Source organism: Streptomyces sp. NPDC054786, assembly GCF_053611685.1.
Genome location: NZ_JBSHAW010000023.1, coordinates 79,238 through 104,512 on the forward strand (window position 1 = coordinate 79,238; position 25,275 = coordinate 104,512).

General features: G+C 71.8%; 24 protein-coding genes. 7 read left to right on the forward strand and 17 right to left on the reverse strand.

Annotated elements, in window-relative coordinates; translation table 11 throughout:
- Window positions 1–161 precede the first annotated feature (161 nt).
- Complete coding sequence (locus ACWGI6_RS20470) at window positions 162–611, forward strand: cell division protein SepF (protein ID WP_393907044.1); 450 nt, start codon at window positions 162–164, stop codon at window positions 609–611.
- Between the two features lie 106 nt (window positions 612–717).
- On the opposite strand, the gene ACWGI6_RS20475 is transcribed toward ACWGI6_RS20470, so the two are convergent.
- Window positions 718–1,923, reverse strand: a complete 1,206-nt coding sequence (locus ACWGI6_RS20475; RefSeq protein WP_453268829.1) for an acyl-CoA dehydrogenase family protein — start codon at window positions 1,921–1,923, stop codon at window positions 718–720.
- Between the two features lie 139 nt (window positions 1,924–2,062).
- On the reverse strand, window positions 2,063–3,715 hold the full coding sequence (locus ACWGI6_RS20480) for an MFS transporter (RefSeq protein WP_453268830.1): 1,653 nt from the start codon (window positions 3,713–3,715) through the stop codon (window positions 2,063–2,065).
- 211 nt (window positions 3,716–3,926) lie between these two features.
- On the opposite strand from ACWGI6_RS20480, the gene ACWGI6_RS20485 reads away from it, so the two are divergent.
- Both ACWGI6_RS20485 and ACWGI6_RS20490 read left to right on the forward strand, forming a co-directional pair.
- Complete coding sequence (locus ACWGI6_RS20485; RefSeq protein ID WP_453268831.1) at window positions 3,927–5,120, forward strand: hypothetical protein; 1,194 nt, start codon at window positions 3,927–3,929, stop codon at window positions 5,118–5,120.
- Window positions 5,121–5,405: 285 nt separating this feature from the next.
- Window positions 5,406–6,443, forward strand: a complete 1,038-nt coding sequence (locus ACWGI6_RS20490) for a phosphatase PAP2 family protein (RefSeq protein WP_453268832.1) — start codon at window positions 5,406–5,408, stop codon at window positions 6,441–6,443.
- A 103-nt stretch (window positions 6,444–6,546) separates the two neighbouring features.
- Here ACWGI6_RS20490 and ACWGI6_RS20495 read toward each other — a convergent pair whose 3' ends face one another.
- Complete coding sequence (locus tag ACWGI6_RS20495) at window positions 6,547–6,762, reverse strand: I78 family peptidase inhibitor (RefSeq protein ID WP_088796989.1); 216 nt, start codon at window positions 6,760–6,762, stop codon at window positions 6,547–6,549.
- A 513-nt stretch (window positions 6,763–7,275) separates the two neighbouring features.
- On the opposite strand from ACWGI6_RS20495, the gene ctaD reads away from it, so the two are divergent.
- Window positions 7,276–8,958 carry an aa3-type cytochrome oxidase subunit I gene (gene ctaD, locus ACWGI6_RS20500; protein ID WP_453268833.1) on the forward strand — a complete coding sequence of 561 codons (1,683 nt, stop codon included), beginning with the start codon at window positions 7,276–7,278 and terminating at the stop codon, window positions 8,956–8,958.
- Here the strand turns inward: ctaD and ACWGI6_RS20505 are convergent.
- The 4 genes from ACWGI6_RS20505 to ACWGI6_RS20520 all read right to left on the reverse strand — a co-directional run bounded on the left by ACWGI6_RS20505 (window position 8,846) and on the right by ACWGI6_RS20520 (window position 13,082).
- Window positions 8,846–9,883 (reverse strand): helix-turn-helix transcriptional regulator, encoded by a 1,038-nt coding sequence (locus tag ACWGI6_RS20505; RefSeq protein WP_453268834.1) that lies wholly within the window; start codon window positions 9,881–9,883, stop codon window positions 8,846–8,848. The two genes, ctaD and ACWGI6_RS20505, sit on opposite strands and share 113 nt — an antisense overlap.
- A 72-nt stretch (window positions 9,884–9,955) precedes the next feature.
- The gene (locus ACWGI6_RS20510; RefSeq protein WP_453268835.1) at window positions 9,956–10,933 is read right to left on the reverse strand and encodes a hypothetical protein; all 978 of its coding nucleotides are present in this window, start codon (window positions 10,931–10,933) and stop codon (window positions 9,956–9,958) included.
- Complete coding sequence (locus ACWGI6_RS20515) at window positions 10,930–12,189, reverse strand: glycosyltransferase family 4 protein (protein ID WP_453268836.1); 1,260 nt, start codon at window positions 12,187–12,189, stop codon at window positions 10,930–10,932. Before ACWGI6_RS20515 ends, ACWGI6_RS20510 begins: the two co-directional genes overlap by 4 nt.
- A 287-nt stretch (window positions 12,190–12,476) precedes the next feature.
- Window positions 12,477–13,082, reverse strand: a complete 606-nt coding sequence (locus ACWGI6_RS20520; protein WP_453268837.1) for a transglycosylase family protein — start codon at window positions 13,080–13,082, stop codon at window positions 12,477–12,479.
- Between the two features lie 283 nt (window positions 13,083–13,365).
- Between ACWGI6_RS20520 and ACWGI6_RS20525 the strand changes: the two genes are divergently transcribed.
- Both ACWGI6_RS20525 and ACWGI6_RS20530 read left to right on the forward strand, forming a co-directional pair.
- On the forward strand, window positions 13,366–14,166 hold the full coding sequence (locus tag ACWGI6_RS20525; protein WP_453268838.1) for a hypothetical protein: 801 nt from the start codon (window positions 13,366–13,368) through the stop codon (window positions 14,164–14,166).
- 119 nt (window positions 14,167–14,285) lie between these two features.
- Window positions 14,286–14,630, forward strand: a complete 345-nt coding sequence (locus ACWGI6_RS20530; protein ID WP_453268839.1) for a hypothetical protein — start codon at window positions 14,286–14,288, stop codon at window positions 14,628–14,630.
- A 27-nt stretch (window positions 14,631–14,657) separates the two neighbouring features.
- On the opposite strand, the gene der is transcribed toward ACWGI6_RS20530, so the two are convergent.
- The 5 genes from der to aroH all read right to left on the reverse strand — a co-directional run bounded on the left by der (window position 14,658) and on the right by aroH (window position 19,106).
- A complete protein-coding gene (gene der / locus ACWGI6_RS20535) occupies window positions 14,658–16,118 on the reverse strand; it encodes a ribosome biogenesis GTPase Der (protein ID WP_453268840.1) in 1,461 nt (486 codons plus the stop codon).
- A gap of 69 nt (window positions 16,119–16,187) precedes the next feature.
- The gene (locus ACWGI6_RS20540) at window positions 16,188–16,844 is read right to left on the reverse strand and encodes a lysophospholipid acyltransferase family protein (protein ID WP_453268841.1); all 657 of its coding nucleotides are present in this window, start codon (window positions 16,842–16,844) and stop codon (window positions 16,188–16,190) included.
- On the reverse strand, window positions 16,841–17,575 hold the full coding sequence (cmk, locus tag ACWGI6_RS20545; protein WP_453268842.1) for a (d)CMP kinase: 735 nt from the start codon (window positions 17,573–17,575) through the stop codon (window positions 16,841–16,843). Before cmk ends, ACWGI6_RS20540 begins: the two co-directional genes overlap by 4 nt.
- A gap of 86 nt (window positions 17,576–17,661) precedes the next feature.
- A complete protein-coding gene (locus tag ACWGI6_RS20550; RefSeq protein WP_453268843.1) occupies window positions 17,662–18,747 on the reverse strand; it encodes a prephenate dehydrogenase in 1,086 nt (361 codons plus the stop codon).
- On the reverse strand, window positions 18,744–19,106 hold the full coding sequence (gene aroH, locus ACWGI6_RS20555) for a chorismate mutase (RefSeq protein WP_393907060.1): 363 nt from the start codon (window positions 19,104–19,106) through the stop codon (window positions 18,744–18,746). The genes ACWGI6_RS20550 and aroH overlap by 4 nt, the downstream gene beginning before the upstream one ends.
- A 239-nt stretch (window positions 19,107–19,345) precedes the next feature.
- Here aroH and ACWGI6_RS20560 point away from each other — a divergent pair, with 239 nt between their 5' ends.
- Entirely contained in the window at window positions 19,346–20,041 is a 696-nt protein-coding gene (locus ACWGI6_RS20560) for a nucleotidyltransferase domain-containing protein (protein WP_453268844.1), read from the forward strand.
- Here the strand turns inward: ACWGI6_RS20560 and ACWGI6_RS20565 are convergent.
- The 5 genes from ACWGI6_RS20565 to ACWGI6_RS20585 form a co-directional block, all read right to left on the reverse strand.
- Complete coding sequence (locus ACWGI6_RS20565; protein ID WP_453268845.1) at window positions 20,027–20,842, reverse strand: nucleotidyltransferase domain-containing protein; 816 nt, start codon at window positions 20,840–20,842, stop codon at window positions 20,027–20,029. The genes ACWGI6_RS20560 and ACWGI6_RS20565 overlap by 15 nt on opposite strands.
- Window positions 20,835–21,848, reverse strand: coding sequence for an ADP-ribosylglycohydrolase family protein (locus tag ACWGI6_RS20570; RefSeq protein WP_453268846.1), 1,014 nt, complete (start codon window positions 21,846–21,848; stop codon window positions 20,835–20,837). Before ACWGI6_RS20570 ends, ACWGI6_RS20565 begins: the two co-directional genes overlap by 8 nt.
- A 101-nt stretch (window positions 21,849–21,949) precedes the next feature.
- Window positions 21,950–23,158, reverse strand: coding sequence for a pseudouridine synthase (locus ACWGI6_RS20575; RefSeq protein ID WP_453268847.1), 1,209 nt, complete (start codon window positions 23,156–23,158; stop codon window positions 21,950–21,952).
- Window positions 23,158–23,856 (reverse strand): SMC-Scp complex subunit ScpB, encoded by a 699-nt coding sequence (gene scpB, locus ACWGI6_RS20580; protein WP_453268848.1) that lies wholly within the window; start codon window positions 23,854–23,856, stop codon window positions 23,158–23,160. The genes ACWGI6_RS20575 and scpB overlap by 1 nt, the downstream gene beginning before the upstream one ends.
- A complete protein-coding gene (locus tag ACWGI6_RS20585; RefSeq protein ID WP_453268849.1) occupies window positions 23,853–25,100 on the reverse strand; it encodes a segregation and condensation protein A in 1,248 nt (415 codons plus the stop codon). The genes scpB and ACWGI6_RS20585 overlap by 4 nt, the downstream gene beginning before the upstream one ends.
- Between the last annotated feature and the right edge of the window lie 175 nt (window positions 25,101–25,275).

Here is a 25,275-nt window from a genome sequence, read left to right on the forward strand (position 1 = left end):
TCAGTTTCCTTACGGGGCGCATAAGGTGATGACGCGCCACCCTCTTTGCACCAGATGTGTCACGAACCCCCCGTGCGGCGGCTATCCACTTGGCACACTGTCGGCCTGATGGACGACGATAGGGGTACACACACAGACACCGCGGGTGAGAGGAGGCGTCAATGGGATCGGTGCGCAAGGCGAGCGCCTGGCTTGGCCTCGTCGACGACAGTGATGACGAGCGCTACTACGACGACGACTACGCCGAGGGACCCGATGCCGGTGACTCGGGCGACAGCCCCTGGGTCACCGACCCCCGGGTCCGGGTGGCCGACGAGACCGCCCAGGACCAGGGCACTCGTATCGCCACGGTCACCCCGGAGAGCTTCCGGGACGCCCGCGGCATCGGCGAGCTCTTCCGGGACGGTGTCCCGGTGATCGTCAATCTGACCTCCATGGAGTCCTCCGACGCCAAGCGGGTGGTGGACTTCGCGGCCGGTCTGACGTTCGGTCTGCGCGGTTCCATCGAGCGGGTCGCCACCCGGGTGTTCCTGCTGACCCCCGCCGACTACAAGGTCGTCAGCGGCGAGGCCCGCGCCCACCGCAACGGCGGCTTCTTCAACCAGAGTTGAGCGCGACCCGCGTGTTTCCGGCCGGGGGTCCGGGGGCCCGCGGCGGCAGCCGCCGGTGTGCGGGCCCCCGGATCATGCAGCGCCCTGCGTCAACGGGCGAGGCCGCTCACCGGAAGGCGTCCAGACCGGTGAGCGCCTTGCCGAGCACCAGCTGGTGCATCTCGACGGTGCCCTCGTAGGTGAGCACCGATTCCAGGTTGGTCGCATGCCGCATGACCGGGTACTCCAGCGAGATCCCGTTGGCGCCGAGGATCGTCCGCGACGTGCGGCAGATCTCGATCGCCTCCCGTACGTTGTTCAGCTTGCCGAAGCTGATCTGCTCGGGGCGCAGCCGCCCCGCGTCCATCCGCCGCCCCAGATGATGGGCCAGCAGGATCCCCTTGTGCAGTTCGACGGCCATGTCGGCGAGCTTGGCCTGGGTGAGCTGGAAGCCGCCGATGGGCTTGCCGAACTGCTCGCGCGTCTTCGCGTAGTCCAGCGCCGCCTCGAAACTGGCACGGGCGGCCCCCATGGAGCCCCAGACGATGCCGTAGCGGGCGTGGCTGAGACAGCCGAGCGGGCCGCGCAGTCCGGTGGCCTCGGGGAGCACCGCGTCGGCCGGCAGCCGTACGTCGTCCATGACGAGTTCGCTGGTCACCGAGGCCCGCAGGGACCACTTGTGCTTGATCTCGGGGGCCGAGAACCCCGGGGTGTCGGTGGGGACCACGAAGCCGCGGATGCCGTCGTCGGTACGGGCCCAGACCACCGCGACTCCGGCCACCGAGCCATTGGTGATCCACATCTTGCGCCCGTTGAGCACCCAGTCCCCGCCGTCGCGCTTGGCGTACGTCCGCATCGCCGCGGGGTCGGAGCCGTGGTCGGGCTCGGTCAGGCCGAAGCAGCCGATGATCTCGCCGGCCGCCATCCCGGGCAGCCACTGCTGCTTCTGCTCCTCGGAGCCGAAGCGCCAGATCGCATACATGGCGAGCGAGCCCTGGACGGAGACCAGCGAGCGGATACCGGAGTCGGCGGCCTCCAGCTCCAGGCAGGCCAGGCCGTACTGGACGGCGGAGGCGCCCGCGCAGCCGTAGCCGGTCAGGGACATCCCGAGCGCACCGAGGGAGCCCAGCTCGCGGGCGAGTTCACGGATGCCGGGCAGTTCGCCGCGCTCGTACCAGTCGGCGATCTGCGGCAGGACACGGTCGGCGGCCCACCCGCGGACGGTGTCGCGGACGGCGCGGTCCTCGTCGGTCAGCAGATCGTCGAGGCCCAGGGGGTCGCTGGGGTCGAACGGCGGGACCGTCGAGGACTCTGAGGACGGCTTTGCGGACATGGCGGGCCTCCGGCGGGTTCAGCGCTCGCGAAAAACTAGCAGTGGTAGTTATTTCGCTCCCGACGGTACGGCCCGCGGTGCCGCGCGGCAAGGGTCACCGCCGCGCGGCGGGGCGGCCGCGGAAGAGGAGAAACGCCGGTCAGCGGCCGGAGCTCGCCGGGGCGGGCTCCCCGTTGCCGAGGCCGGCGCCGGCCGCACCGTCGCCCGGAGCAGGCTCCCCGTCCGCCTCCGCCCGCTCCGTGGAGTCCGCCGCCCGGCGCGGCAGCCGCAGCGCGATCCCCGCACCGACCAGCAGCAGCACGGCGCTGGCGACGAGGGTGATGTGCAGCCCGCGGACGAAGGACTCCCGGGCGGTCTCACGCAGCGCGGCCTTGGCCGTCTCGCCCAGAGGGGCGGCCACCTTGTAGGCCTCACCGAGGGAGTGCGCGGCCGAGGCGGAGACCCGCTTGGGAACACCGTCGACATGGGCCAGGCCCGGGGCGTAGGCGGCATTCATGACGCTGCCGAGCAGGGCGACACCGATACCGGCCCCGAGCTGGTAGGAGGTCTCCCCGATCGCGGCGGCGCCGCCCGACTGCTCGGCGGGAGCCTCGCTGAGCATCGACTCGTACGCCCCGAACAGCGTGGACTGGAAGCCGAAGCCGAGCAGGACGAAGCCCAGGGACAGCAGCCAGGCGCGGTCCTGGCTGCTCATCGCGGTCAGACAGAGCACCGCGACGGCGGTCAGCACGAAGCCGAGGGACACCATGGCGCGCGGGCCGAGCGCCTGCAGCATCTTCGAGCCGGTCAGACCGGCGGCCATCGCGGCGAAGACCAGCGGCAGCATCCGCAGACCGGTCTCCAGCGGGCTCAGCCCGAGGACGAGCTGGAGGTACTGGACGGCGATCAGCTGCAGGCCCACCAGGGCGAGCATGGCCAGCACGATGCAGCCGACGGAGGTACCGAAGGCGGGCCTGGCGAACAGCCGCATGTCGATCAGCGGGTGCTTGCGCCGGCGCTGGCGGCGTACGAACAGGATCAGCAGCAGGACGCCGAGGGCGATGGGCAGGAGCGTGGTCAGGCCCCAGACGGGCGCACCGCTGCCGATCCGCTTGACGCCGAGGACGATGCCCAGCACACCGAGCGCCGCGACGATCGCGCCGATCACGTCCCAGGGGCCGTTGCGCTCACCGCGCGACTCCGGCAGCAGCCACCGGCCTATCAGCAGCATCGCGGCCATCATCGGGATGTTGATGAGGAAGACCGAGCCCCACCAGAAGTTCTCGACCAGGAAGCCGCCGAGGACCGGACCGACCGCGGCGCCGACCGCGGCCACCGCGCTCCACACGCCGATGGCGACCGCGCGCTCGCGCCGGTCGGGGAAGACCTGCCGCAGGATCGACAGCGTCGCCGGCATGATCATGGCGCCGCCGATGCCGAGCAGGGCGCGCGCCACCATCAGGATCTGCGGGTTGGGCGCGAGCGCGGCGGCGGCCGAGGCCAAGCCGAAGAGGCCATAGCCGAGAAGGAGGATGCGCCGGCGGCCGACACGGTCGCCGAGGGTGCCGAAGAGGATCAGCAGCGACGCCGCGATCAGCGGGTAGACGTCGACGATCCAGAGGAGCTCCACCGGGCCCGGCCGCAGGTCCTCGGTGACGGAGGGCACGGCGACGTACAGGATCGTGGTGTCCAGCGCGACGAAGAGCAGGCTGACGCAGAGCACGATCAGCACGGTCCAGCGGTTCGCACCGCCGCCTGAAAGCCGGGGAACACCAGCCGTCCGTCCACTGCCGGACGCGGTCGTCCCGGACATGCAGCACCTCCAGTCATGCCCTCGCGGCCACGGATCAGGGCGCGAAAGCGCCCCGGGGGAACCGGCGGCACAAGCGAGTAGGGACGTCAGACTACGCGAGTCCGACAGGGTGCCGCGTGGCTCACCTCACGATGAGACGCTCATCGCAGCGCCGTCCGTTCCCCACCCCGCCGTCGGCAATCGTTCCTCGGCCACCTGGATAATCGTCCGGATGAACGATCTTGCCTCCGCTGCCGTTCCCGGCCGGCCGCTGTGCGACGTCCCCGCCGTACGGGCCGCGCTGCGCCGGGCCGCGCCCGCGCTGGCGGCCTTCGCCGCGATCCGGCTGCTGGGGCTCGTCGTCCTCGCGGCCTGGTCCGCGGTCAACGGCAAGGACTGGCACACGCTGCTGACCGCCCGCTGGGACGCGCTCTGGTACACCCGGGTCGCGGAGCAGGGCTATGGCTACACCGTGCAGCTGCCCAACGGCGATGTGCACTCCAACCTGGCGTTCTTCCCGCTGCTGCCGTGGCTGGAGCGCGGGCTGTCGGCCCTCTCGCCACTGTCGCCGGCCGACGCCGGGATGGTGGTGGCCTGGCTGGCGTCGCTGGCCGCGGCCTGGGCGCTCTACGCGACCGGCGAGCGGCTGCACGGGCCGCGGGCCGGGATCGCCCTGGCGGCGCTGTGGGCCGCGCTGCCGGTCGGCATCGTGCAGTCGATGGCGTACTCGGAGTCGCTGTTCACCGCGTTCGCGGCCTGGGGGATGTACGCCGTGCTGACCGGGCGCTGGGGGTGGGCGGGGGCGCTGGCCTCGCTGGCCGGGCTGACCCGGCCGGTGGGTGCGGCGGTGGTCGCGGCCGTGTGGATCACCGCGGCGGTGACGCTGTGGCGCCGGCGGGCCGGCGGCGTACGGGGGCGCGCGGCACTGCGCGCCCAGCCGGGCATGCTGCCCGGTGTACTGCTCGCCCCGCTCGGCTGGTGCGGCTACTTCCTGTGGGTGGCGGCGCGGCAGGGCTCGTTCACCGGCTATCTCGACGTCCAGGCGGGCTGGCGCAACGGCTTCGACGGGGGAATCGGGTTCGGCACCTTCGTCTGGCACCAGCTGTCGGGGCCCGCGTTCGCGGCCGGACTCGGGCTGCTCATCGGCGTCGGGCTGGTGATCTGGCTGTACGTGCACGGCGTCCGGCAGGGCCAGCCGGTGCCGCTGGCGGTCTACGGCGGGACGGTGCTGCTGCTCGCGCTGACCGCCAAGGGCTACTTCGGGTCCAAGCCGCGGCTGATGCTGCCGGCCTATCCGCTGCTGCTGCCGCCGGCGGTGGGGCTCGCACGGTGGCGCCCGGTCCGGTCCTGGCTGGTCATCGGCCTGGTGGCGGCGGGCTCCGCGGCGTACGGGGCGTTCTGGCTGAACGGTTCGGGGCCGCCGTGACGCCCGGAGACTCCCCGTGACCGAATGATCCCTTTCCGTCACCGGCGCTCCAGGGAAACTTCGCACGACCCCCGGGCAAAGGACGGATAAACTCTGCCGGAGAAAAGCAGATAAGGCGCTCGGGGTGACGACACGCGGATCCCGGGAAGGGATTGAGAATCGCCGCGAATTCCCTTCCAAATCCCTGCGGCGAAGCCTCGTTTGAGACGCATTCCACATCACATCGTCATTACAAAGCGCACAGTTTGACCAAGCACCTACATCACACGCGGTAACGTCGATTGAGTGCGTACCGATGACAAGCTCGACCAGATGGAGGAGCAGCGCCCGACCGATCGCGTCCGACCGCCCCGCATGACCCGGACCCGCCTATGGCTGTTCGGGGGCACGCTGGCGGTGTACCTCGCGATCGTGGCAGGAGTGCTGGCCACTTCATGGCTGGTCACCTTCGACTGGCAAGTCATGTTCTTCAGGCCCTACAAGCAATGGCCTGAGATCCATGCCTTCCTCGACTACTTCGTTGTACTGGGGCAGCGCGGACCGACCGCGGTGGCCGTGGCTGCCTGGCTGGGCTGGCGCTGCTGGCGCCAGCGCAACCTCCACCCGCTGCTGGTGCTCGGCGCCTCGCTGCTGCTGCTGAACATCACCGTGGGCGCCGCCAAGCTCGGCATGGGCCGGCTCGGCCCGCACTACGCGACCGTGGTCGGCGCCAACGAGATGTGGCTCGGGGGCGACATATTCCCGTCGGGCCACACCGCGAACGCCGTGGTCACCTGGGGCGTGCTGGCCTACCTGGCGACCACCTCGCTGCGCCGCCGCACGCTGTCGGTGATCGCCGCGCTGGGCGCGCTGGGCGTCGGCATGACCACCGTCTACCTCGGCACCCACTGGGTCAGCGATGTGCTGCTCGGCTGGGCAGCGGGGCTGCTGGTGCTGCTGGCGATGCCGTGGCTGGAGCCGGGCGTCACCTGGTTCGAGGACCGCCTCATGGGCGTCCTGCTGCGGCTGTGGCTGCGACTGCGCCCCGATTCGCTGCGCGGCCCGCTGCCGGTCGGCTCGCTGGCTCCCGGGGTGTCCCGGCAGCGCATCGCCCCCGACGGCGAGGTGCTGGTCCGCGAGACGATCTCCGCGGGTACCGGCGGCCGGTCCGCCGCCCACACCCCGGACGGCTGGCCGCACCACCCACCGCGCCCGTACACCATCCGTTCGGAGCGCGCCCCGGTCACCCCTGCGGGCAGCCGGCGACCGCCGCACGCGGACCGTGTTCCGCGCACCACACCGCTGAGCCCGACCTCCGGGCGCGGCCGCAACGCGAGCGGCTGAGCGCTCCACGAGCCGCGGGGCCGGTACGCACACCCCACCCCCGCAGCGAAGGCCCCGGCCGCTCCCGATGGAGCGGCCGGGGCCTTCGTCGTATGTGCGGCGCTCAGCCCTGCCAGGTGCGGTGCACCGTGCCGTCCTTGACCTCGAAATTGAGCCGGCCGGCCAGGTACTCCATGGTGATGATCGCGCCCGGGGGCAGCGAGCGGACGGTGGTCCAGCCACGCCCCCTGGCCTGCTCTTCGGCGTCCTGCTGAGCAAGGCCGACATACGCCTCGATGTCGTCCTGAGGGTTGTCCGGAAGGTTCGGTACGTCAGCCATGACAGCCACCGTAGGCGCCCGCGACGGCCCGCGGAAGCCCGGCCCTCGCACGCCTCGGTGACTTTCCGGTCCGGCATTGGTCACACTTGTGTCACAGCGAACGCTCCGGCGTTTGCCGGAACCTATGTCACCCTTACGCGCCGTGTGACGGCGCAACCGGGTGGAAAATTAAACAGCCGGAATTCCACCTTGATCAAATACAAAACGGGCGCGGTCAACTCGGCGCCACGCGACAAGCCGTCCGAAAACAATCCCCCGAAAGCCCCGGATTCCCCTTACCGGACGTCCTTTATCGGCCGTCCGGGAATTGTCCAACGAGACACACTCCGCACACATTTCCCGCACATCGCCCCGCTAGCCGGTCCCGCGCCCTCCCCGGCCCCGTGCGCCGGCCCCGTCCGCCGGCCCGTCCGATGCCACCGGAACGGACCGGAGCGCCACCTCGCTCTGTGCCCCCCGCGCGAGCATCATGTCCCGGGCCCCAGTACACCTTCGACGAACGAGGTGCAGCGGATGGTTACGGACACCGACCGGGCGGACGTCCGTCCCCTCAGGGCGCAGAGCCGCGGGTCGGTGCTCGTCGACTGGCTGACGACCACCGACCACAAGAAGATCGGGCATCTCTACCTGATCACCGCGTTCGGATTCTTCCTGGTGGGCGGTCTGCTGGCGATGGTGATGCGCGCCGAACTGGCCCGCCCCGGGCTGCAGATCATCGACGCGGAACAGTTCAACCAGGCGCTGACCATGCATGGCACGATCATGCTGCTGCTGTTCGCCACCCCCGCCTTCGCCGGCTTCGCGAACGAGATCATGCCGCTGCAGATCGGCTCGCCCGATGTGGCCTTCCCGCGGCTGAACATGTTCTCGTACTGGCTGTTCCTCTTCGGCGGCCTGATCGTGCTGGGCAGCTTCCTCACCCCGTTCGGCGGCCCGGCCTTCGGATGGACGGCGTACGCCCCGCTGAACTCGATGGTCCGCTCCCCCGGCGTCGGCGCCGATATGTGGATCATGGGGCTGGCGCTGGCCGGCTTCGGCACCATCCTCGGCGCCGTCAACTTCATCACCACGATCATCGTGCTGCGGGCGCCAGGGATGACGATGTTCCGGATGCCGGTGTTCACCTGGAACATCCTCTTCACCTCGATCCTGGTGCTGATGGCGTTCCCCGTCCTGGCGGCGGCGCTGCTGGTGCTGGAGGCGGACCGGCAGTTCGGGGCGGTGGTGTTCGAGGCGCAGTGGGGTGGTGCGCTGCTGTGGCAGCACATGTTCTGGTTCTTCGGCCATCCCGAGGTCTACATCATCGCGCTGCCGTTCTTCGGCATCATCACGGAGATCATCCCGGTCTTCTCCCGCAAGCCGATCTTCGGCTACGTCATGCTGATCGGCGCGACGATGGCCATCACGGCCCTGTCGGTGATGGTCTGGGCGCACCACATGTTCGTGACGGGGGCGGTGCTGCTGCCCTTCTTCTCCATCATGTCGTTCCTGATCGCGGCGCCGACCGGGGTGAAGTTCTTCAACTGGATCGGCACCATGTGGCACGGTTCGGTGTCCTTCGAGACGCCGATGCTCTGGTCGATCGGGTTCCTGGTGAGCTTTCTGTTCGGCGGGCTGACCGGCGTCATCCTCGCCTCACCGCCGATGGACTTCCATGTCACCGACTCGTACTTCGTCGTCGGCCACTTCCACTACGTCGTCTTCGGGACGGTCGTCTTCGCCACGTACGCGGGCTTCTACTTCTGGTGGCCGAAATTCACCGGCAAGTTGCTCGACGAGCGGCTGGGAAAGATCCACTTCTGGACACTGTTCATCGGCTTCCACACCACCTTCCTCGTCCAGCACTGGCTGGGCGTGGAGGGCATGCCGCGGCGCTATGCCGACTATCTGGCCGCCGACGGCTTCACGGCCCTGAACACCCTCTCCACCGTGGGCTCCTTCCTGCTCGGCCTGTCCACGCTGCCGTTCCTCTACAACGTCTGGAAGACCATGCGCTACGGCACCAAGGTCTCGATGGACGACCCCTGGGGCTTCGGCCGCTCCCTGGAGTGGGCGACCTCCTCGCCGCCGCCCCGGCACAACTTCACCACCCTCCCGAAGATCCGCTCCGAGTCCCCCGCGTTCGATCTGCACCACCCGGAGGTGGGGAAGCAGCCGACGCCGGTGCCGCCAGTGCCCGGGAGAGCCGGTCCCTGACCTCCCGAATGCGGTCGAGCAGTTCCGGCGGCTCACGGACCTCGAAGTCGAAGCCCGTCAGCACGATGTGGAACACCATCACCTCCAGGCTGTGCGCCCCGGTACGCAGCAGACAGGACTGGTCGTCGACGGCTTCGAGCGTCCCGGCGGCCGGGCCGATGCGCTCCGCGGCCTGCTCCAGCGGGACGTGCAGCAGCACGGTGGCCTGCTGTGCGTACGCATGGGTGGAGATGCCCCGGGAGACATACGCGGCGAGATCCTGGGCCGGCGGTGTGCGGGGCGTGAAGCGCGGCCCGTGCGGCGGGGTGAGGGTGAGGCGGTCGGCCCGGTAGGTGCGCCAGTCCGCGCGGTCCGCGTCCCAGGCGACGAGGTACCAGCGGTGCCGGGCGCAGACCAGGCGGTGCGGTTCCACGGTGCGGCGGGAGACCGTGCCGTCGTGCGCGGTGTAGTCGAAGCGGAGCCGGTGGCAGTCCCGGCAGGCGTGCGCGAGTTCGGTGAGGAGGTTCGGGTCCACCCGGGGACCGCCGCTGCCGAGCAGCGGGACGGTGAAGGCGTTCAGCGCACCGACCTGGCGCTGCAGCCGGTGCGGCAGCACCTGCTCCAGCTTCGCCAGCGCGCGTACGGAGGCCTCCTCGATGCCCTCGACGCCCCCTGCCGCGGCGGTCCGCAGCCCGACCGCGACCGCCACCGCCTCCTCGTCGTCCAACAGCAGCGGCGGGAGCTCGGCGCCGGCGCCGAGCCGGTAGCCGCCGGCCGTCCCGGGCGCGGAGTGGACGGGGTAGCCCAGCTCGCGCAGCCGGTCGATGTCCCGGCGCACCGTACGCGGGGTGACATCGAGCCGGCCGGCGAGCTCCGCGCCGGACCACTCCCGGTGGGCCTGCAGCAGCGAGAGCAGGCGGAGCAGACGTGCCGAGGTCTCCAACATGGCCCGAGTCTCGCAGCCCTTGCGGACAGCTACGGTCCTCGGTTCGTCCCCACGACCGCGGGCGGTGCTCCGTCAGCTCTCGGCAGGACCCGCGACCCGTACGGCCAGGTCGTTGTCGAGCGTGTAATACGGGCCGATCCTGAGCTGTTCCGCATCGGTGCGCACCGGCAGCGCGGGGTAGCTGAAGACCTGCTTCTTGTCGGCGACATCGTCCAGGAGGCGGGCGATACGCACCGGCCCGGCGCCCTCGGCGGGGCGCAGCCACAGGTCCCACGGCTCGCTGCCGTGCTCCCACCGGCCGGCCAGCTCCTCGTAGGGCAGCGTGAAGCGGAACTCCGGGCCCTCGACGGTCAGCGGGACGGTGACGGTGGCCGGTTCGGCGTCCGGGGCGGCGGGGTGGTGGCGCGCCCGGGCCTCGGCGCGGGCACCGGCCCCCGCGGAGGCGCCGTACAGCCGGCCGGAGACCGTGATGCCGCCGGGCGCGACAAGGATGTCACCGGCTTCGGCGTGCGGGCCGCGCAGCCAGCTGCGCAGCGCGAGATTGCCGAACTTGGTCGCGTACGGAATGCGCACACCGAGCCGGCCGATGCCCGCCAGCGGCCTGCGGTCCACCAGCGACCGCAGGTCGTTGACGCCCGGCAGCAGGCGCCGCGGGTCCCGGCCGTCACCGAGGTCGGCGTAGGCGTTCCAGCGGCCCTCGGCCAGGGCGACGGTGCTGGGCAGCACGGCGCGCAGGCGCCCGGCGCCGTTCGGCCCGAGCGGCAGCCGTACCTCGTCGTCCGCACCGTCGCCGCCGCGCAGCCGCAGCACCAGCGCCGCGCTCCAGGCGGCAGGGGTGTCCTGAGGGGCGTTCAGGTCGAAGGTGAGGCCGCCCGCGGAGTCCGCGATGCAGTCGGCCCGCAGTTCCACCGGCTCCCCCTCGTCGCCCCGCTCCTCCGGCCGCTCGGGGCCGTCGGTTCCCTCGCTCGCCGGAACCATGGGTTCCTGATCGATGGCAGAGGACTCCTTCATCTCGTCTCCGGTCACGGTCAGTTGGCTCGACGCCGTCATACCGTCCGCACCCCTCTCAGCCCGGCGCGGGCCGCATCCTTGGTGGCGTATGCGCCGCTGAGCAGGGCTCCCCGGGCGCGATGCAGGCTGCCGCGCAGCCGGTTGCCCCGCCCGCGGGCGAGCAGCTCGCCGAAGAGCTCCTCATAGCGTCCGGCGACCGCGGCGGGGTCGAAGCGGGCCGACGAGGCCAGCGCGGCCCCGCCCATCCGCTTGCGGGCGGCGTCGTCGTTGATCAGCGTGAGCAGCGAGCCCGCCAGCGCCTCCGGATTGCCGACCGGCACCAGCTTGCCGTCCACCCCGTCGTCGATGATCTCGCCGGGACCGTGCGGGCAGTCGGTGGCGACGACCGGCAGACCGCAGCGCATGGCCTCGACGATCGTCATCCCGAAGGACTCCAGGCTGGAGGAGACCGCCGCGATCGAGCCCTTGGCCCACTCGGGCTCCAGGGGGTTGGCCGGGCCCATCAGGAAGACATGGTTGTACAGGCCGAGTTCGTCGATCAGGGTGCGCAGTGCGGCCTTCTCGGCGCCGCCGCCGTAGATCCGCAGCCGCCAGTCGGGACGCTCGGCGGCGACCTGGGCGAAGGCCCGGATGAGGACGTCATAGCGCTTGACGCGGGCGAGCCGGCCGGCCGCGACGACCCACTTGCCGCTGCCGTCGGCGGGCGTGAGAGCCGGCTCCGGCACGCTGTTGGGCACCGCCTCGACGCGCACCCCGGGCAGCCGCAGCGTCCGGCGGTAGGCACGGGCATCGGCCTCGGTGACGGTGGTGACCGCGTCGAGGCGCGGATAGGCGCCGCGCAGTGCCAGCTTGAGCGCCCGGCTGTGGGTGTCCAGGGTGAGATGCTCCTGGCCTATCCGGACCGGGCCGCGGCGCGCCTGCCTGGCGATGTGCACATTGAGTCCGGGCCGGGTGCCGACCACCACGTCCGTCTCCGTCCGGCGCAGATGCTGGGCTATCCGGCGGTCGGTGAGCTCGCTGTACTGGCCGAAACGGCCCTCGGCGGCGGGAAATATCCTCGCGGGCCGGGCATGTGCGGGATCGGCACCGTCGTAGTCGGGGCTGTTCTCCCTGATGTCCACGAGATGCCGCAGCGCGACCCGCGGGCCGAGGTCGAAGACCGGCTCGTCGCGGTGGCGCAGTACGGACACGATCTCGACGTCGTGCCGCTCGGCGAGCGTGCGCGCAAGGTTGAACGTCGTCCGGATCGTTCCCCCGATGCCGTAGGCATTATGAATCAGGAATGAGATGTGCATCCGTCCCCGTGTCCCCTGGTCTTCCGGTCGTTCTGGTCTCCCCGTGGGACACGTCGCGCCCCCCTCCCGACGGCGCGACGCATCCCCTGCTGAACGGTAGGACCGCGAAGAGGGGTTCCTGGTTGGGCCTTTCGCCAAGTTGTTCCGCAAAAGTTAGGTCATCGGTAGCCGGGGCATGGAACCTCCCGGCTTCGAATCCCCTCCGCCTCCGCCGTGTCACCAGGCCTTCCGGCGGATCGGGACCGGGCGGCCCCCGGCGGGGTCGTCGCACTGCGGTCGTCCGCCCGTCAGGAGTCGCGAGCCGGACCGGAGTTCGACGACGCCTTATGGGGAAGCCGCAGCTCGGTGCCGACCGACAGCCGGTTCGGATTGCGTCCGATGACCTTCCGGTTGGCCTTGTAGAGCGCCTTCCAGCCGCCCTTCACGCGGTACTTGTGGGCGATCTCGCCGAGCGTCTCCCCGCGCCGGACGGTATGGGTCCGGACGGGGGCGGTCAGCCCGTAACGCCGGGCACACTCGGGCCAGGCTCCCCACCCCTGCGCGGCCTGCACCCTCTTCGCGATCTTGATCTGCTCGTCGCGGGAGGCCAGGTCGGCCCGCTCCGCGAAGTCGAGGCCACCGAAGGCCTCCCAGGTGGGCTGCCAGAACTGCAGCCCGCCGTAGAAGGTGTTGCCGGTGTTGACGTGCCAGTCACCACTGCTCTCGCACTCGGCCAGGCAGCCCCACGGCCACTGGTCGCCGGCGCAGGTGTGCGACGTCTTGCCGCCGGGGCCGCCGCCGGTCCCGTCAGCGGCGGCGGCGCCGGGCAGGCACAGCACCAGGGCGGCAGCCGCCGCGGTGAGCAGCCCGACGGATCCCACGAAGCGCCGAGGCGCCGAAGAGTTGTCCGACATAGCCGGTGACGGTAAGCAGCAGTCGGCCGCTGACCAGCGCGCCACGCCCTCAGGGCCCCGCCCCCACCCGGTCCGGTGTACGGAACGCCGCCGACTGCACCAGGTTCTGCGCAAGAGTTGGCGTTATGTGACCGCTTCTGAGGCGGCTTTCCACGGTTTTCCGCTGTGCGGGGATTGGTTCGATTCTGTTCCCGCCCTCGCGTGACTCCTGCCGCAGGTCACCCGTTGTCCTTGTACGAGCCGGCGACCACCCGGCAGAAGCACAGAGATCGAGGAGCCACCCGTGCCGCGCATGCTCGACGTCAGCGACGACGTTCGCGCCGAGATCGGCGACGAAGAAGCCGACCGCCTGCTGGCCGGTGGCGACGCCCCCGGCAGCTACGACTGCACCTCCTGCCGGACCCCTGGTGACAGCGAGCAGGAGCGCACCAGCACCGTCCTGTTCGTGGGCGAGGAGACCGCGGTGCTCGCGTTCGCCCATGCCACCTGCATCCCCTCGCAGGTCGTCCCGGTGTCGGAGGAGCAGCTCCAGGGAGCCGTGCGCTCCATCACCGGAGAGGACACGGCCGCCCCGCAGAACCCCGCCCCGGCCGTCCCGCTCCCCACCGCCCCACGCCAGGCGACCCTCGGAATCACCTGCGGTCTGGTGCTGATCGAGAGCGACCTGCGCCCGGCCCTGGTGGTCGAGCCGGACGGCCCGATCGCCCGTCCCGGCTCGGCCGGTCCGGACGACGCCTTCCTTCCGCTGCTCCTGGAGCAGGGCTTCCACCCGGTGACGGACATGAACCAGCTCCCGGGCCCGAACCCGGGCTGGTCCGCGCTGCTGGCCATGGGCAAACTGCACGCCGTCCTGCAGCCGGGCAGCGCCGGCCAGCAGGCCGCCTGGTGGCAGGCCCACCAGCCGCTGGCCGTCTCCGACGGCTGGCGCGCCGCGGCCAACAAGGCGCAGTCGGTGGTGATGTACGCGGCGCCCGCGGGCTCCATCGGCCACCAGCCCCGCGAGGACCTGATGCGCCAGGCACTGGAGGACGCCGCGGCCAAGGGCGCCCTGGTCGCCGCCGAGATGCCGCTGGCCGGCACCTGACAGCCCCTCGGCACCCGATCGCGGGAGCAGGACCGTCATCCCGGACGGTCATGCCCTCGCGATCAGCCATTTCCGCAGAAAAGCCGCATCCCGCGGCCTGCGAGGTCGTTGGCACATACGTGCACGCATACGACCCCTCCTCCCGCGCCCCCTACGCCCACCCGATCCCCGGCATGCGCCCGTCCCACGAACACGGGACGAGGCGCACCACGGACCATGGTTCGGCCACGCCGATCTATGACGCGCTGTACGCCGAGTACCGCCGCTCCTTCCGGGCGCTGCCCGGGGACCGTACGGACGAGCCGGAGACCTCGGAGGCGCTGCGCGATGCCGGGAACTGGAGCCGTACGGCGGCGTCCACGGGCCACTGGGAGGTCGTGAGCCGGCAGTCGTACCACCCGGGGGGTCATCTCCCGGCGGCGCTGCCACCGGCACAGCGGGACGCCCGGCCGCACGGACACTGATCGGTCCGGACGGCCCGGGAGCCGGCGCTACTTCTTCCTGCTGCGCTTCTCGCGCACCCGCACGGAGATATGGATCGGCGTCCCGTCGAAGCCGAACTCCTCGCGCAGCCGCCGCTCGACGAAGCGGCGGTAGCCGGCCTCCAGGAAGCCGGAGGCGAACAGGACGAAGCGCGGCGGCTTGGTGCCCGCCTGGGTGCCGAAGAGGATGCGGGGCTGCTTGCCGCCGCGGATCGGGTGCGGGTGGGAGGCGACGATCTCACCGAGGAAGGCGTTCAGCCGCCCGGTCGGGACACGGGTCTCCCAGCCGGCCAGCGCGGTCTCGACCGCCGGGACCAGCTTCTCCATGTGGCGGCCGGTGCGCGCGGAGACGTTCACCCGCATCGCCCAGGGGATCTGCACGAGGTCCCGCTCGATCTCCCGCTCCAGGTAGAAGCGGCGCTCCTCGTCGAGGGTGTCCCACTTGTTGTAGGCGATGACCAGGGCGCGTCCGGCCTCCACGGCCATCGTGATGATGCGCTGGTCCTGGACGCTGATGGACTCGGACGCGTCGATCAGGACGACCGCGACCTCGGCCTTCTCGACGGCCGCCGCGGTCCGCAGCGAGGCGTAGTAGTCGGCGCCTTCCTGGAGGTGCACCCGGCGACGGATACCGGCGGTGTCCACGAACTTCCAGGTCTTGCCGCCCAGTTCGATCATCTCGTCGACCGGGTCGCGGGTGGTGCCGGCAACCTCGTTGACGACCACCCGCTCCTCGCCGGCGACCTTGTTCAGCAGCGACGACTTGCCGACATTCGGCCGGCCGATCAGCGCGATCCGGCGGGGGCCGCCGAGGGCGGTGCCGAAGGTCTGCGCGGGCGCCTCGGGCAGCGCGTCGAGGGCGGCGTCGAGCATGTCGCCGGTGCCCCGGCCGTGCAGCGCGGAGACCGGGTGCGGCTCGCCGAGGCCCAGCGACCACAGCATGGCGGCGTCGGCCTCACCCGACGGGCCGTCGACCTTGTTGGCGACCAGGACCACCGGCTTGCCGGCGCGGCGCAGCAGCTTGACGACGGCTTCGTCGGTGTCGGTCGCGCCGACCTTGGCGTCGACGACGAAGACGACCGCGTCGGCGGCATCGATGGCGAACTCGGCCTGCAGCGCCACGGAGGCGTCGATGCCGAGGACGTCCTGCTCCCAGCCGCCGGTGTCGACGACCTTGAAGCGGCGGCCGTTCCAGTCGGCCTCGTAGGTGACGCGGTCGCGGGTGACGCCCGGCTTGTCCTCGACGACCGCTTCACGGCGGCCGATGATGCGGTTCACCAGGGTCGACTTGCCGACGTTGGGGCGGCCGATGACGGCGAGGACGGGCAGCGGGCCGTGGCCGGCCGCGGCGATGTCACCCCCGACCTCCTCGAGGTCGAAGCCCTCCTCCGCGGCGAGCTCCATGAACTCCGCGTACTCGGCGTCGCCAAGCGCACCGTGCTCGTCGCCGGTAGGGATCTGGTCGTTCATGAAGTCCGTTCCTCGTTCATCATCGTGATCGGTGGGCCGCTCGTCCGCGGCCCACTACTCAAGTGTGGGTCAGCGCCCGGTCAGGCGCCTGGCCCCCGCCAGGTGGGCGGTCAGCCGCTCCTGGATCCGTACGGTCGCCTCGTCGAGCGCCTTACGGGTACGCCGCCCGCTGCCGTCGCCCGCCTCGAAGGCGTCACCGAAGACGACATCGACGCGGGACCGCAGCGGCGGCACGGCCGGCGTCAGCCGACTGTGCCGCTCCGTGCTGCCGAGCACTGCCACCGGCACCACCGGGGCCCCGGAGCGCACCGCGAAGTACGCCAGGCCCGCCCGCAGGGAGGCGAAGTCGCCCTCGCCGCGGGTGCCTTCCGGGAAGATCCCCAGCACGCCGCCCTGGTCCAGCACCCCGAGGGCGTCGGTGATCGCCTTGCGGTCGGCGGTGTTGCGGTCCACCTTCAGCTGCCCGATGCCCCGCAGGAACGGGTCCAGCGGGCCGACGAAGGCTTCCTTCTTGATCAGAAAGTGCACCGGCCGCGGCGCGGTGCCCATCAGCATCGGGCCGTCGATGCCGTGCGAGTGGTTGACGGCGAGGATCACCGGGCCGGCCGACGGCACCCGCCAGGCGCCCAGCACCCGCGGCCGCCACAGCCCGTACATCAGGCCGATGCCGATCCGCCGGCCGACCGCGGCGCCCGCCTCGCTCGGGGCCCCGCCGCTGTCGGTCACCGGGCGACCCGCCCTGCCTTTTCGGCGCCGGCGCCCTCGATGAGGGTGACCAGGCACTCGATGACCTGCTCCAGCGTCAGCTCGGTGGTATCGACCTCGACGGCGTCGTCCGCCTTGGCCAGCGGGGAGGTCTTCCGGCCGGAGTCGGCGGCGTCCCGCTTGATCAGCGCCTCGCGGGTGGCGGTCAGGTCGGTGGCCTCCTTGCCCTTGAGCTCGCCGCTGCGGCGGGCCGCGCGCGCCTCGGGGGAGGCGGTGAGGAAGACCTTGAGGTCGGCGTCGGGCAGGACGGTGATGCCGATGTCCCGGCCCTCGACGACGATGCCGTTCGGCGCCTCGGCGGCGATGCTGCGCTGCAGATCGGTGATCAGGGCCCGCACCTCGGGAACGGCGCTGACCGCGCTGACCGCGGCCGTGACCTCCTGGGTGCGGATCGGGCCCGCGGCGTCCAGGCCGTCGACCGTGATGGTCGGCGCGGACGGGTCGGTGCCGGAGACGATCACGGGCTTGGCGGAGGCGTCGGCCACCGCGATCGCGTCATTGACGTCGATGCCGTTGGCCAGCATCCACCACGTGATCGCGCGGTACTGGGCGCCGGTGTCGAGGTAGCCGAGGCCCAGCTTGGCGGCGACGGCCTTGGACGTGCTGGACTTGCCCGTGCCTGCGGGGCCGTCGATGGCGACAATCACTGCTGCCGGGGCGGTCCGAGCGGCGGTTTCCACGGTGACGAACACCTTTCTTGTACACGGGGCGGGGGTCCAAGGGCCATAAGGGCCTCGGACAAGGTTACTGGCTCACCCGCACGGCGCCGTCCACGGTGTCATGGCCGGATGGACCAGCCCCGCTCCCGCAGCTCCGCGGTCAGCACCGGAACGGCCTGTGGCTCGACCATGAGCTGGATGAAGCCGGCCTGCTGGCCGGTGGCGTGCTCGATCCGGACGTCCTCGATATTGACCCCGGCCCGGCCTGCGTCGGCGAAGATCCGGGCCAGCTCGCCGGGCTGGTCGCCGATGTAGACGGCGACGATCTCGTACGTGGCCGGGGCGGCGCCGTGCTTGCCGGGCACCCGTTCCCGGCCGGCGTTGCCGCGGCGGAGCACGTCCTCGATGCCGCCGGCGCCGCCGCCGCGCTTCTCCTCGTCGGCGGACTGCAGGGCGCGCAGGGACCGTACGGTCTCGTCCAGGTCGGCGGCGAGCTCGCCCAGCACATCGGCGACCGGGCCGGGATTGGCGGAGAGGATATCGATCCACATCCCCGGATCGGAGGCCGCGATCCGGGTCACATCCCGGATGCCCTGGCCGCAGAGCCGTACGGCGGTCTCGTCGGCGCCCTTGAGGCGGGCGGCCACGAGGCTGGAGACCAGCTGCGGGGTGTGCGAGACGAGGGCGACGGCGCGGTCGTGGGCGTCCGCGTCCATCACCACCGGGACGGCCCGGCACAGGGCGATCAGCTCCAGGGCGAGGTTGAGCACCTCGGTGTCACCGTCGCGGGTCGGGGTGAGCACCCAGGGCCGGCCCTCGAAGAGGTCGGCGGTGGCGGCCAGCGGGCCGGAGCGCTCCTTGCCGGCCATCGGATGCGTGCCGAGGTAGCCGGAGAGCTCGCAGCCCCTCGCCTCCAGCTCGCGGCGCGGGCCGCCCTTGACGCTGGCGACGTCGATGTAGGCGCGGGCCACCCCGCGCCGGATGGCGTCGGCCAGCGCCGCCGCGACATGGGCCGGCGGCACGGCCACGATGGCCAGATCGACCGGTCCCGGGGGCGCCTCGGCGGTGCCCGCACCGAGCGCGGCGGCCGTCAGGGCCTGCGCCTGGTCGTGGTCCTCCAGGAACACCTGGACGCCGCGCGCATGGAGCGCCAGCGCCGCCGAGGTGCCGATCAGGCCCGTTCCGATGACGAGTGCGGTCCTCACTGCGCGATGTCCTTTCGCAGCGCCCCGGCCGCGCCGAGGTAGACATGGGCGATCCCGGCCTTGGACAGCCCGGTCTCGACATGGGCGAGCACCCGCACCACGCGCTCCATGGCGCCGGTGATGTCCAGCTCCTGGGCGCAGATCAGCGGGACGTCCGTGATGCCCAGGGCGCGCACGGCGGCGGCCGGGAAGTCGCTGTGCAGATCGGGGGTGGCGGTGAACCACACACTGATCAGGTCGTCCGCGCGGAGGTCGTTGCGCTCCAGGATGGCGGTGAGCAGCTCGCCGACCTGCTCCTGCATGTGTCCCGCGTCGTCCCGCTCCAGCTGGACGGCCCCGCGGACCGCTCGTACCGCCACGTCACTGCTCCCCTGCGTTCTGTGCCGCTCCACGCCCCTGTGCGCGCACTGATCAGCGTAACCAGCCGCACGGACAATCCGTACGCGGCGGCCGGCCGGCGAGACGGCCGCAGGGCGGGGGCGGCGGTCCGTGCGCCCCGCGACCGGCCGCCCACCGATAGTGACCAGGCTTCCGGAGGGGAGCATTCCGCCCCCGAAACCTGGTGACATTCGCCATCCCACCAGCGACAATCGCCGCCATGTCCGCAGCCGCCGCAGCTCACACCCTGGTCGCCGAGCACACCGTCTACGCATGTGTGATGGGCTCGCGCGCCTTCGGTCTGGCCACGGAGTCCAGTGACACCGACCGGCGCGGGGTGTATCTCGCACCCACCCCGCTCTTCTGGGGCTTCGAGAAGCCGCCGACCCATGTGGAGGGACCGCGCGAGGAGGAGTTCTCCTGGGAGCTGGAACGGTTCTGCCATCTGGCGCTGCGCGCCAACCCCACCATCCTGGAGTGTCTGCACTCCCCCTTGGTGGAGCGGATCGACGCCACCGGCCACGAGCTGCTCGCGCTGCGCGACGCCTTCCTGTCCCGGCAGGCCCACCGCACCTTCACGGGCTACGCCGGGGGTCAGCTCAAGCAGCTGCGCGCCGACGTACGGCAGCACGGCGCGCCCCGCTGGAAGCACGCCATGCATCTGCTGAGGCTGCTGGCCTCGTCCCGCGATCTGCTCCGGACCGGCGTGCTCACGCTGGACGTCGGCCAGGACCGGGAGGAGCTGCTGGCGGTCAGGCGCGGTGAGGTGGCCTGGGACCGGGTGGAGCGCCGGATGGCGAGGCTGTCCGAGGAGGCCGAGGCCGCGGTGTCCGGCTCGCCGTTGCCGGCCGAGCCGGACCGCGGACGGGTGGCCGACTTCCTGTTCCGGGCCCGGAAGGCCTCAGCGCTCGGCTGAGGCGCCCGCCGTCCTGGCCCGGACGATGAGGTCGTGCAGCGCCTCGCGGGCGCCGGGGGCGTCCGGCAGGGCGGTGGCGTCCTGGGCGGCGTCCAGCCGGGCGTGCAGCGCCTCGATGTCCGTACGCAGCCGCGCCGGGTCCACCACCTCACCGGCCGCGCCGTGTTCGGCCTCCTCCTTGGCCGCGATCAGCTCCGGTATGTAGGCGGGCGCGGCCAACTCGCCGGCCAGCGTGGGCAGATGGGGCTGCACCCGGCCGCTGTCCATGAGGTGGATGCCGGTGAGCAGCACCCGCAGCGTGTACAGCAGCGGCTTCAGCTCGCCGGTCTTCCCGAACAGCCGCCACTGGGTCGTGGCGAAGCCCCGGTAGTGGTGGGCGTGGTGGGCGGTGAGCAGGTCCGGTACCAGCGCGATCAGCTCGTCGTGCACGGGAGTGGTGTGCACGACCAGGGGCGAGAGCAGCTGCTCCAGCACGTAGCCGTTGCGCCGCAGCAGCAGCCGGGCGAATTTGCGCAGGTCGTGCGAGACCAGATCCAGCTCGGTGCGGCCCTGGTGCCACATCCGGGTCCGGGTCTCCTCGGGCTCGTGCAGCCCGAGGAGATCGGCGGCCGGCAGGAGGTGGGCGCCGCGCAGATCGACGTCGGAGTCCCGGGACGGGAAGCCGTACAGATGCGCGCCGGAGACCGTCGCGAAGACCAGCGGATCGTCCTGTTCCGCGACCACGGCGCCCAGGTCGACGGCGGGCAGCCCGGCCTCCCGGAGGACGGCCGCCCTGCCGACGGCTGTCGGGTTCTCACGCATCCCAGGCCTCCCCCAGTGCCAGCAGCTCGTCGCGGTACTCGATACGGGCGGCCCACTCCTCGGGCCAGGCGCCGGCCCCGAGGTGGGCGCCGGCGAACGCACCGGTGAGGCAGGCGATCGAGTCGGAGTCGCCGGAGGTGCAGGCGGCCCGGCGCAGCGCGGTGAGCGGCTCGTCGGGGAAGAGCAGGAAGCACAGCAGGCCGGTGGCCAGCGCCTCTTCGGCGATCCAGCCGGCGCCGGTGGCCAGGCAGGGGTCGGCCTCCGGGTCCCGGGCACCGAGCGCCGCGTCCAGCCGGTCCAGGACGCCGAGGCAGTCGTCCCAGCCGCGCGCGCTGAAGGCCGTCTTCGAGGCGTCCTGGCTCCGCCGCCACAGGTCGCCGAGCCAGGCCTCCCGGTAGACGGTGCGGTGGTCCTGGGCGTATGCGCGCAGCAGGCCGGGCAGTTCGGCGGGCGGTGCGCCGTCGGCGAGGGCGCGTACGGCGTAGGCGGTCAGATCGGCGGCGGCGAGCGCGGTGGGGTGCCCATGGGTCAGCGCGGACTGGAGCTGTGCGGCACCGGAGCGCTGCTGCGGGCTCAGCCCCGGGACGAGCCCGATCGGCGCGACCCGCATATTGGCGCCGCAGCCCTTCGACCCCATCTGGGCGGCCTCGGCCCAGGGCCGGTCGCGGTCGCTGAGCAGTTGGCAGGCCCGCAGGCAAGTGCCGCCCGGCGCCCGGTTGTTGTCGGGCGAGCGCCACCAGGTGACGTACTCCTCGCGCACGGGTCCCACGAGGGCCTGCGCGGTGAGCGGACCGCGGCCCAGGACCGTGCGCAGTCCGCGGCCCAGCGCCAGCGTCATCTGGGTGTCGTCGGTGACGAACGCGGGATCGGGCAGCGGCATCCGCCGCCACGGACCGCACTTGGCCAGGATCGAGGGCACATCGTTGAACTCGGTGGGAAAGCCGAGCGCGTCACCGAGCGCCAGCCCGATCAGCGAGCCGGTAGCGGCGGACCCCTTGGACACCATGAAAAAAACCACCCCTTAATGTCACTGTGACATTAAGGGGTGGTGGGGCGGCGCCGCAAGCCATTTCCCTGCCGTGCGGCCCCGCGGAGACCCTTGGACTCCTAGAGCTCGACCTCACGCATCAGCATGCCGACCTCGGTGTTGGTCATCCGGCGCAGCCAGCCCGACTTCTGGTCGCCCAGCGGGATCGGGCCGAAGCTCGTGCGGACGAGCCGCTCGACGGGGAATCCGGCCTCCGCGAGCATCCGGCGCACGATGTGCTTACGGCCCTCGTGGAGCGTGACCTCGACGAGGTAGTTCTTGCCGGTGTTCTCCACCACCCGGAAGTGGTCGGCGCGGGCGTAGCCGTCCTCCAGCTGGATGCCGTCCTTGAGCTGCTTGCCCAGGTCGCGCGGGAGGGGGCCCTGGATCGCGGCCAGGTAGGTCTTCTTCACGCCGTAGCGCGGGTGCGTCAGGCGGTGCGCCAGCTCACCGTGGTTGGTGAGCAGGATGATGCCCTCGGTCTCGGTGTCCAGCCGGCCCACGTGGAACAGCCGCGTCTCGCGGTTGGTGACGTAGTCGCCCAGGCACTGGCGGCCGTCGGGGTCCTCCATCGTGGAGACCACACCGGCCGGCTTGTTCAGCGCGAAGAAGAGGTACGACTGGGTGGCGACCGTCAGGCCGTCGACCTTGATCTCGTCCTTCTCCGGGTCGACCCGGACGCCCTGCTCCATGACGACCTGGCCGTTGACCTCGACGCGCGCCTGGTCGATCAGCTCCTCGCAGGCCCGCCGCGAGCCCATACCGGCCCTGGCCAGCACCTTCTGCAGCCGCTCGCCCTCCTGGTCGCCGAACGTCTTGGGCGTCTTGATCTGCGGCTTGTTGTGGCGGGCGCGATTGCGCTCCTCCACCTGGGCGTCGTACTCACGGGGCCGTGCGGGCGCCTGGCCGCGGCCGCGCTGCGGGCCGCCCTTGGCACCGGGGCCGGACCCCTTGGAGGCAGCGCCCGTACGCGGGCCGCCCTTGGCGCCGCCACGGGCCGCCGCGCCCCGGCTGCCGCCGCTCTTGGCACCGCCGCCGCTCTTGGCACCGCCGCCGCTCTTGGCACCGCCGCCGCTCTTGGCGCCGCCGCCGCGCTCGTCCTTGCGGTCCGAGGAGCCCCCGGGACCACCGGATCCGCCCACGTCGTAGCGGCGCTCCTCGGGACGGGGACGGCCCGCGCGCTGCGCGTCGTCCCTCTTCCCCCCGGCCTTCGGCCGCGGGGTGCCCCCACCGGCGCCGCGGTGGTCGCCCCGGCCGCTGTCCCTGTTGTTCCTGCCGCTGCTTCGCATCAATGATCCGTCTGAGAGTCGCCGCTGTCGTCTACGTCGAACGACGGGATACCTTCCGGGGAGTCGCCCTCGACCGCCTCCGCCTCCGGGAGGAACGGTGCGAGCTCCGGGAGCTCGTCCAGGCCGCGCAGGCCCATTCGCTCCAGAAAGTAATTCGTCGTCCTGTACAGGATCGCACCTGTTTCAGGTTCCGTCCCCGCCTCCTCCACCAGTCCGCGCTGGAGGAGCGTGCGCATCACACCGTCACAGTTCACGCCGCGTACGGCCGAGACCCGGGAACGGCTGACCGGCTGACGGTACGCGACCACGGCCAGAGTCTCCAATGCGGCCTGGGTGAGCCGGGCCTGCTGCCCGTCCAGGACGAAGCTCTCCACCGCATCCGCGTACTCGGCACGGGAGTAGAACCGCCAGCCCCCGGCGACCAGGCGCAGATCGAAGCCGCGCCCCTGGCGGGCGTAGTCGTCGGACAGCTCGCGCAGCGCCAGCGCGACCGCGCGGCGGGGCCGCTGCAACACCCTGGCCAGGTGTTCCTCGGTCGCCGGCTCGTCGACGACCATGAGGACCGCCTCCAGCGCGGGCTTGAGCGCCAGCTCGGCGACGCCCAGCGCCCCGGCCGGTGCCTCCGGCCGCTCCCCCGGGACGCCGTCCGCGCCGGTCTCCGTGATGTCGTACGCCCCGTCGCCGGCCACGCCGCTCATTCCCGCTCCTCCGCTGTGTGCACTCCCTGCTCCGCCTCGGCGGCGCGCTGCCCCGGTTCCTGGTCGAACTCGTCCGTGACCACCGGCTCGGCGCCCTCCGCGCCCGTCCAGCGGACGCTCAGCGCCCCCAGGGCCTCCTCCTGCTCCAGGACCACCACCCGCTCCCGGTAGAGCTCCAGCAGGGCCAGGAAGCGCGCCACGACGGTGAGGGTGTCCGGTGCGTCCGCGCACAGCTCCTGGAAGTCGGCCTCGCCCGCCTCCCGCAGCCGGGCCATCAAGACCTCGGCCTGCTCCCGCACGCTCACCAGCGGCGCATGGATGTGGTCGACATAGACCTGCGGCCGGGCCTTGGGCTGCATCGCCTTCACCGCGAGCTTGGCGAAGCCCTCCGCCCCCGTGCTGATGACCACCTCGGGCAGCAGCTCGGCAAGGTACGGCTCCAGCCCGACCGTACGGGGATAGCGCCGGGCCTCGTCCGCCAGCCGGCCGCTGAAGATGTCCGCGATCCGCTTGTAGGCGCGGTACTGCAGCAGCCGGGCGAAGAGCAGATCACGGGCCTCCAGGAGCGCGAGATCCGCCTCGTCCTCCACTTCGGCCGCGGGCAGCAGCCGGGCCGCCTTGAGATCCAGCAGCGTCGCCGCGACGACCAGGAACTCCGTGGTCTGGTCCAGATCCCAGTCCGGCCCCATGGCCCGGATGTGCGCCATGAACTCGTCGGTCACCTTCGACAGCGCGACCTCGGTGACGTCCAGCTTGTGCTTGGAGATCAATTGCAGGAGGAGATCGAAGGGTCCCTCGAAGTTCTCCAGCCGCAGGGTGAACCTGCCGTCGCCGGTCCCCGGTGGCGTCCCGGCGGGATCGGTATCGGTGTCGGTATCGGGGCCGGGATCGGGGTCGGCAGCGGAGGCATCCTCGGGGGCAGCTGCCCGTGACGCGTCGAAAACCTCCGGCGCCTCGTCCGCCTCGTCCGCCTCGTCCGCCGCGGGCGCCTCGGGCTCTTCCGGCGCCTCGGGCTCTTCCGGCGCCACGGGCTCGTCCAACACCTCGGGCCCGTCCGGAACCCGAGGCCCATCGGACACCTCGGGCTCGGACACCTCGGGCGTGCCCGGCACACCCGCCGCCTCCCGCACCACGGACTCGTCCGGGGCCGCAGGCGCCTCCGGTCCCACCGGACCCGCGGCCGCCCCGCGCCCGAGCGGTCTACGGGCGCGGGGCGCAGGGGCATCGTCGTTGGTCGTCGGCATCGCGGTCCATGGTGCTGCGGTCCCGTGCCGGGGCGACGGGCTGGTCACGGGCGGGACACCCCGCCGAGGGGGCAGGCTATCTCGCGGCGCCCGCGCCATGGCCGACCCGACGCGGCCGGTCCCGCGCGGCGTGACGTTTCGGCACCAGGGCGACCGTCACAGGAAAACTCCGCCA

Excerpts from the sequence above, each read along its gene's own strand:
- ACWGI6_RS20470 (WP_393907044.1), top strand. The coding sequence starts at position 162 with ATGGGATCGGTGCGCAAGGCGAGCGCCTGGCTTGGCCTCGTCGACGAC.
- ACWGI6_RS20570 (WP_453268846.1), bottom strand. The coding sequence starts at position 21,848 with ATGGTGTCCAAGGGGTCCGCCGCTACCGGCTCGCTGATCGGGCTGGCG.
- ACWGI6_RS20480 (WP_453268830.1), bottom strand. The coding sequence starts at position 3,715 with ATGTCCGGGACGACCGCGTCCGGCAGTGGACGGACGGCTGGTGTTCCC.
- ACWGI6_RS20560 (WP_453268844.1), top strand. The coding sequence starts at position 19,346 with ATGTCCGCAGCCGCCGCAGCTCACACCCTGGTCGCCGAGCACACCGTC.
- ACWGI6_RS20520 (WP_453268837.1), bottom strand. The coding sequence starts at position 13,082 with ATGTCGGACAACTCTTCGGCGCCTCGGCGCTTCGTGGGATCCGTCGGG.
- ACWGI6_RS20515 (WP_453268836.1), bottom strand. The coding sequence starts at position 12,189 with ATGCACATCTCATTCCTGATTCATAATGCCTACGGCATCGGGGGAACG.
- ACWGI6_RS20585 (WP_453268849.1), bottom strand. The coding sequence starts at position 25,100 with ATGCCGACGACCAACGACGATGCCCCTGCGCCCCGCGCCCGTAGACCG.
- ACWGI6_RS20510 (WP_453268835.1), bottom strand. The coding sequence starts at position 10,933 with ATGACGGCGTCGAGCCAACTGACCGTGACCGGAGACGAGATGAAGGAG.
- scpB (WP_453268848.1), bottom strand. The coding sequence starts at position 23,856 with ATGAGCGGCGTGGCCGGCGACGGGGCGTACGACATCACGGAGACCGGC.
- ACWGI6_RS20495 (WP_088796989.1), bottom strand. The coding sequence starts at position 6,762 with ATGGCTGACGTACCGAACCTTCCGGACAACCCTCAGGACGACATCGAG.
- ACWGI6_RS20475 (WP_453268829.1), bottom strand. The coding sequence starts at position 1,923 with ATGTCCGCAAAGCCGTCCTCAGAGTCCTCGACGGTCCCGCCGTTCGAC.
- ACWGI6_RS20575 (WP_453268847.1), bottom strand. The coding sequence starts at position 23,158 with ATGCGAAGCAGCGGCAGGAACAACAGGGACAGCGGCCGGGGCGACCAC.
- ACWGI6_RS20565 (WP_453268845.1), bottom strand. The coding sequence starts at position 20,842 with ATGCGTGAGAACCCGACAGCCGTCGGCAGGGCGGCCGTCCTCCGGGAG.
- ctaD (WP_453268833.1), top strand. The coding sequence starts at position 7,276 with ATGGTTACGGACACCGACCGGGCGGACGTCCGTCCCCTCAGGGCGCAG.
- ACWGI6_RS20505 (WP_453268834.1), bottom strand. The coding sequence starts at position 9,883 with ATGTTGGAGACCTCGGCACGTCTGCTCCGCCTGCTCTCGCTGCTGCAG.
- der (WP_453268840.1), bottom strand. The coding sequence starts at position 16,118 with ATGAACGACCAGATCCCTACCGGCGACGAGCACGGTGCGCTTGGCGAC.
- ACWGI6_RS20485 (WP_453268831.1), top strand. The coding sequence starts at position 3,927 with ATGAACGATCTTGCCTCCGCTGCCGTTCCCGGCCGGCCGCTGTGCGAC.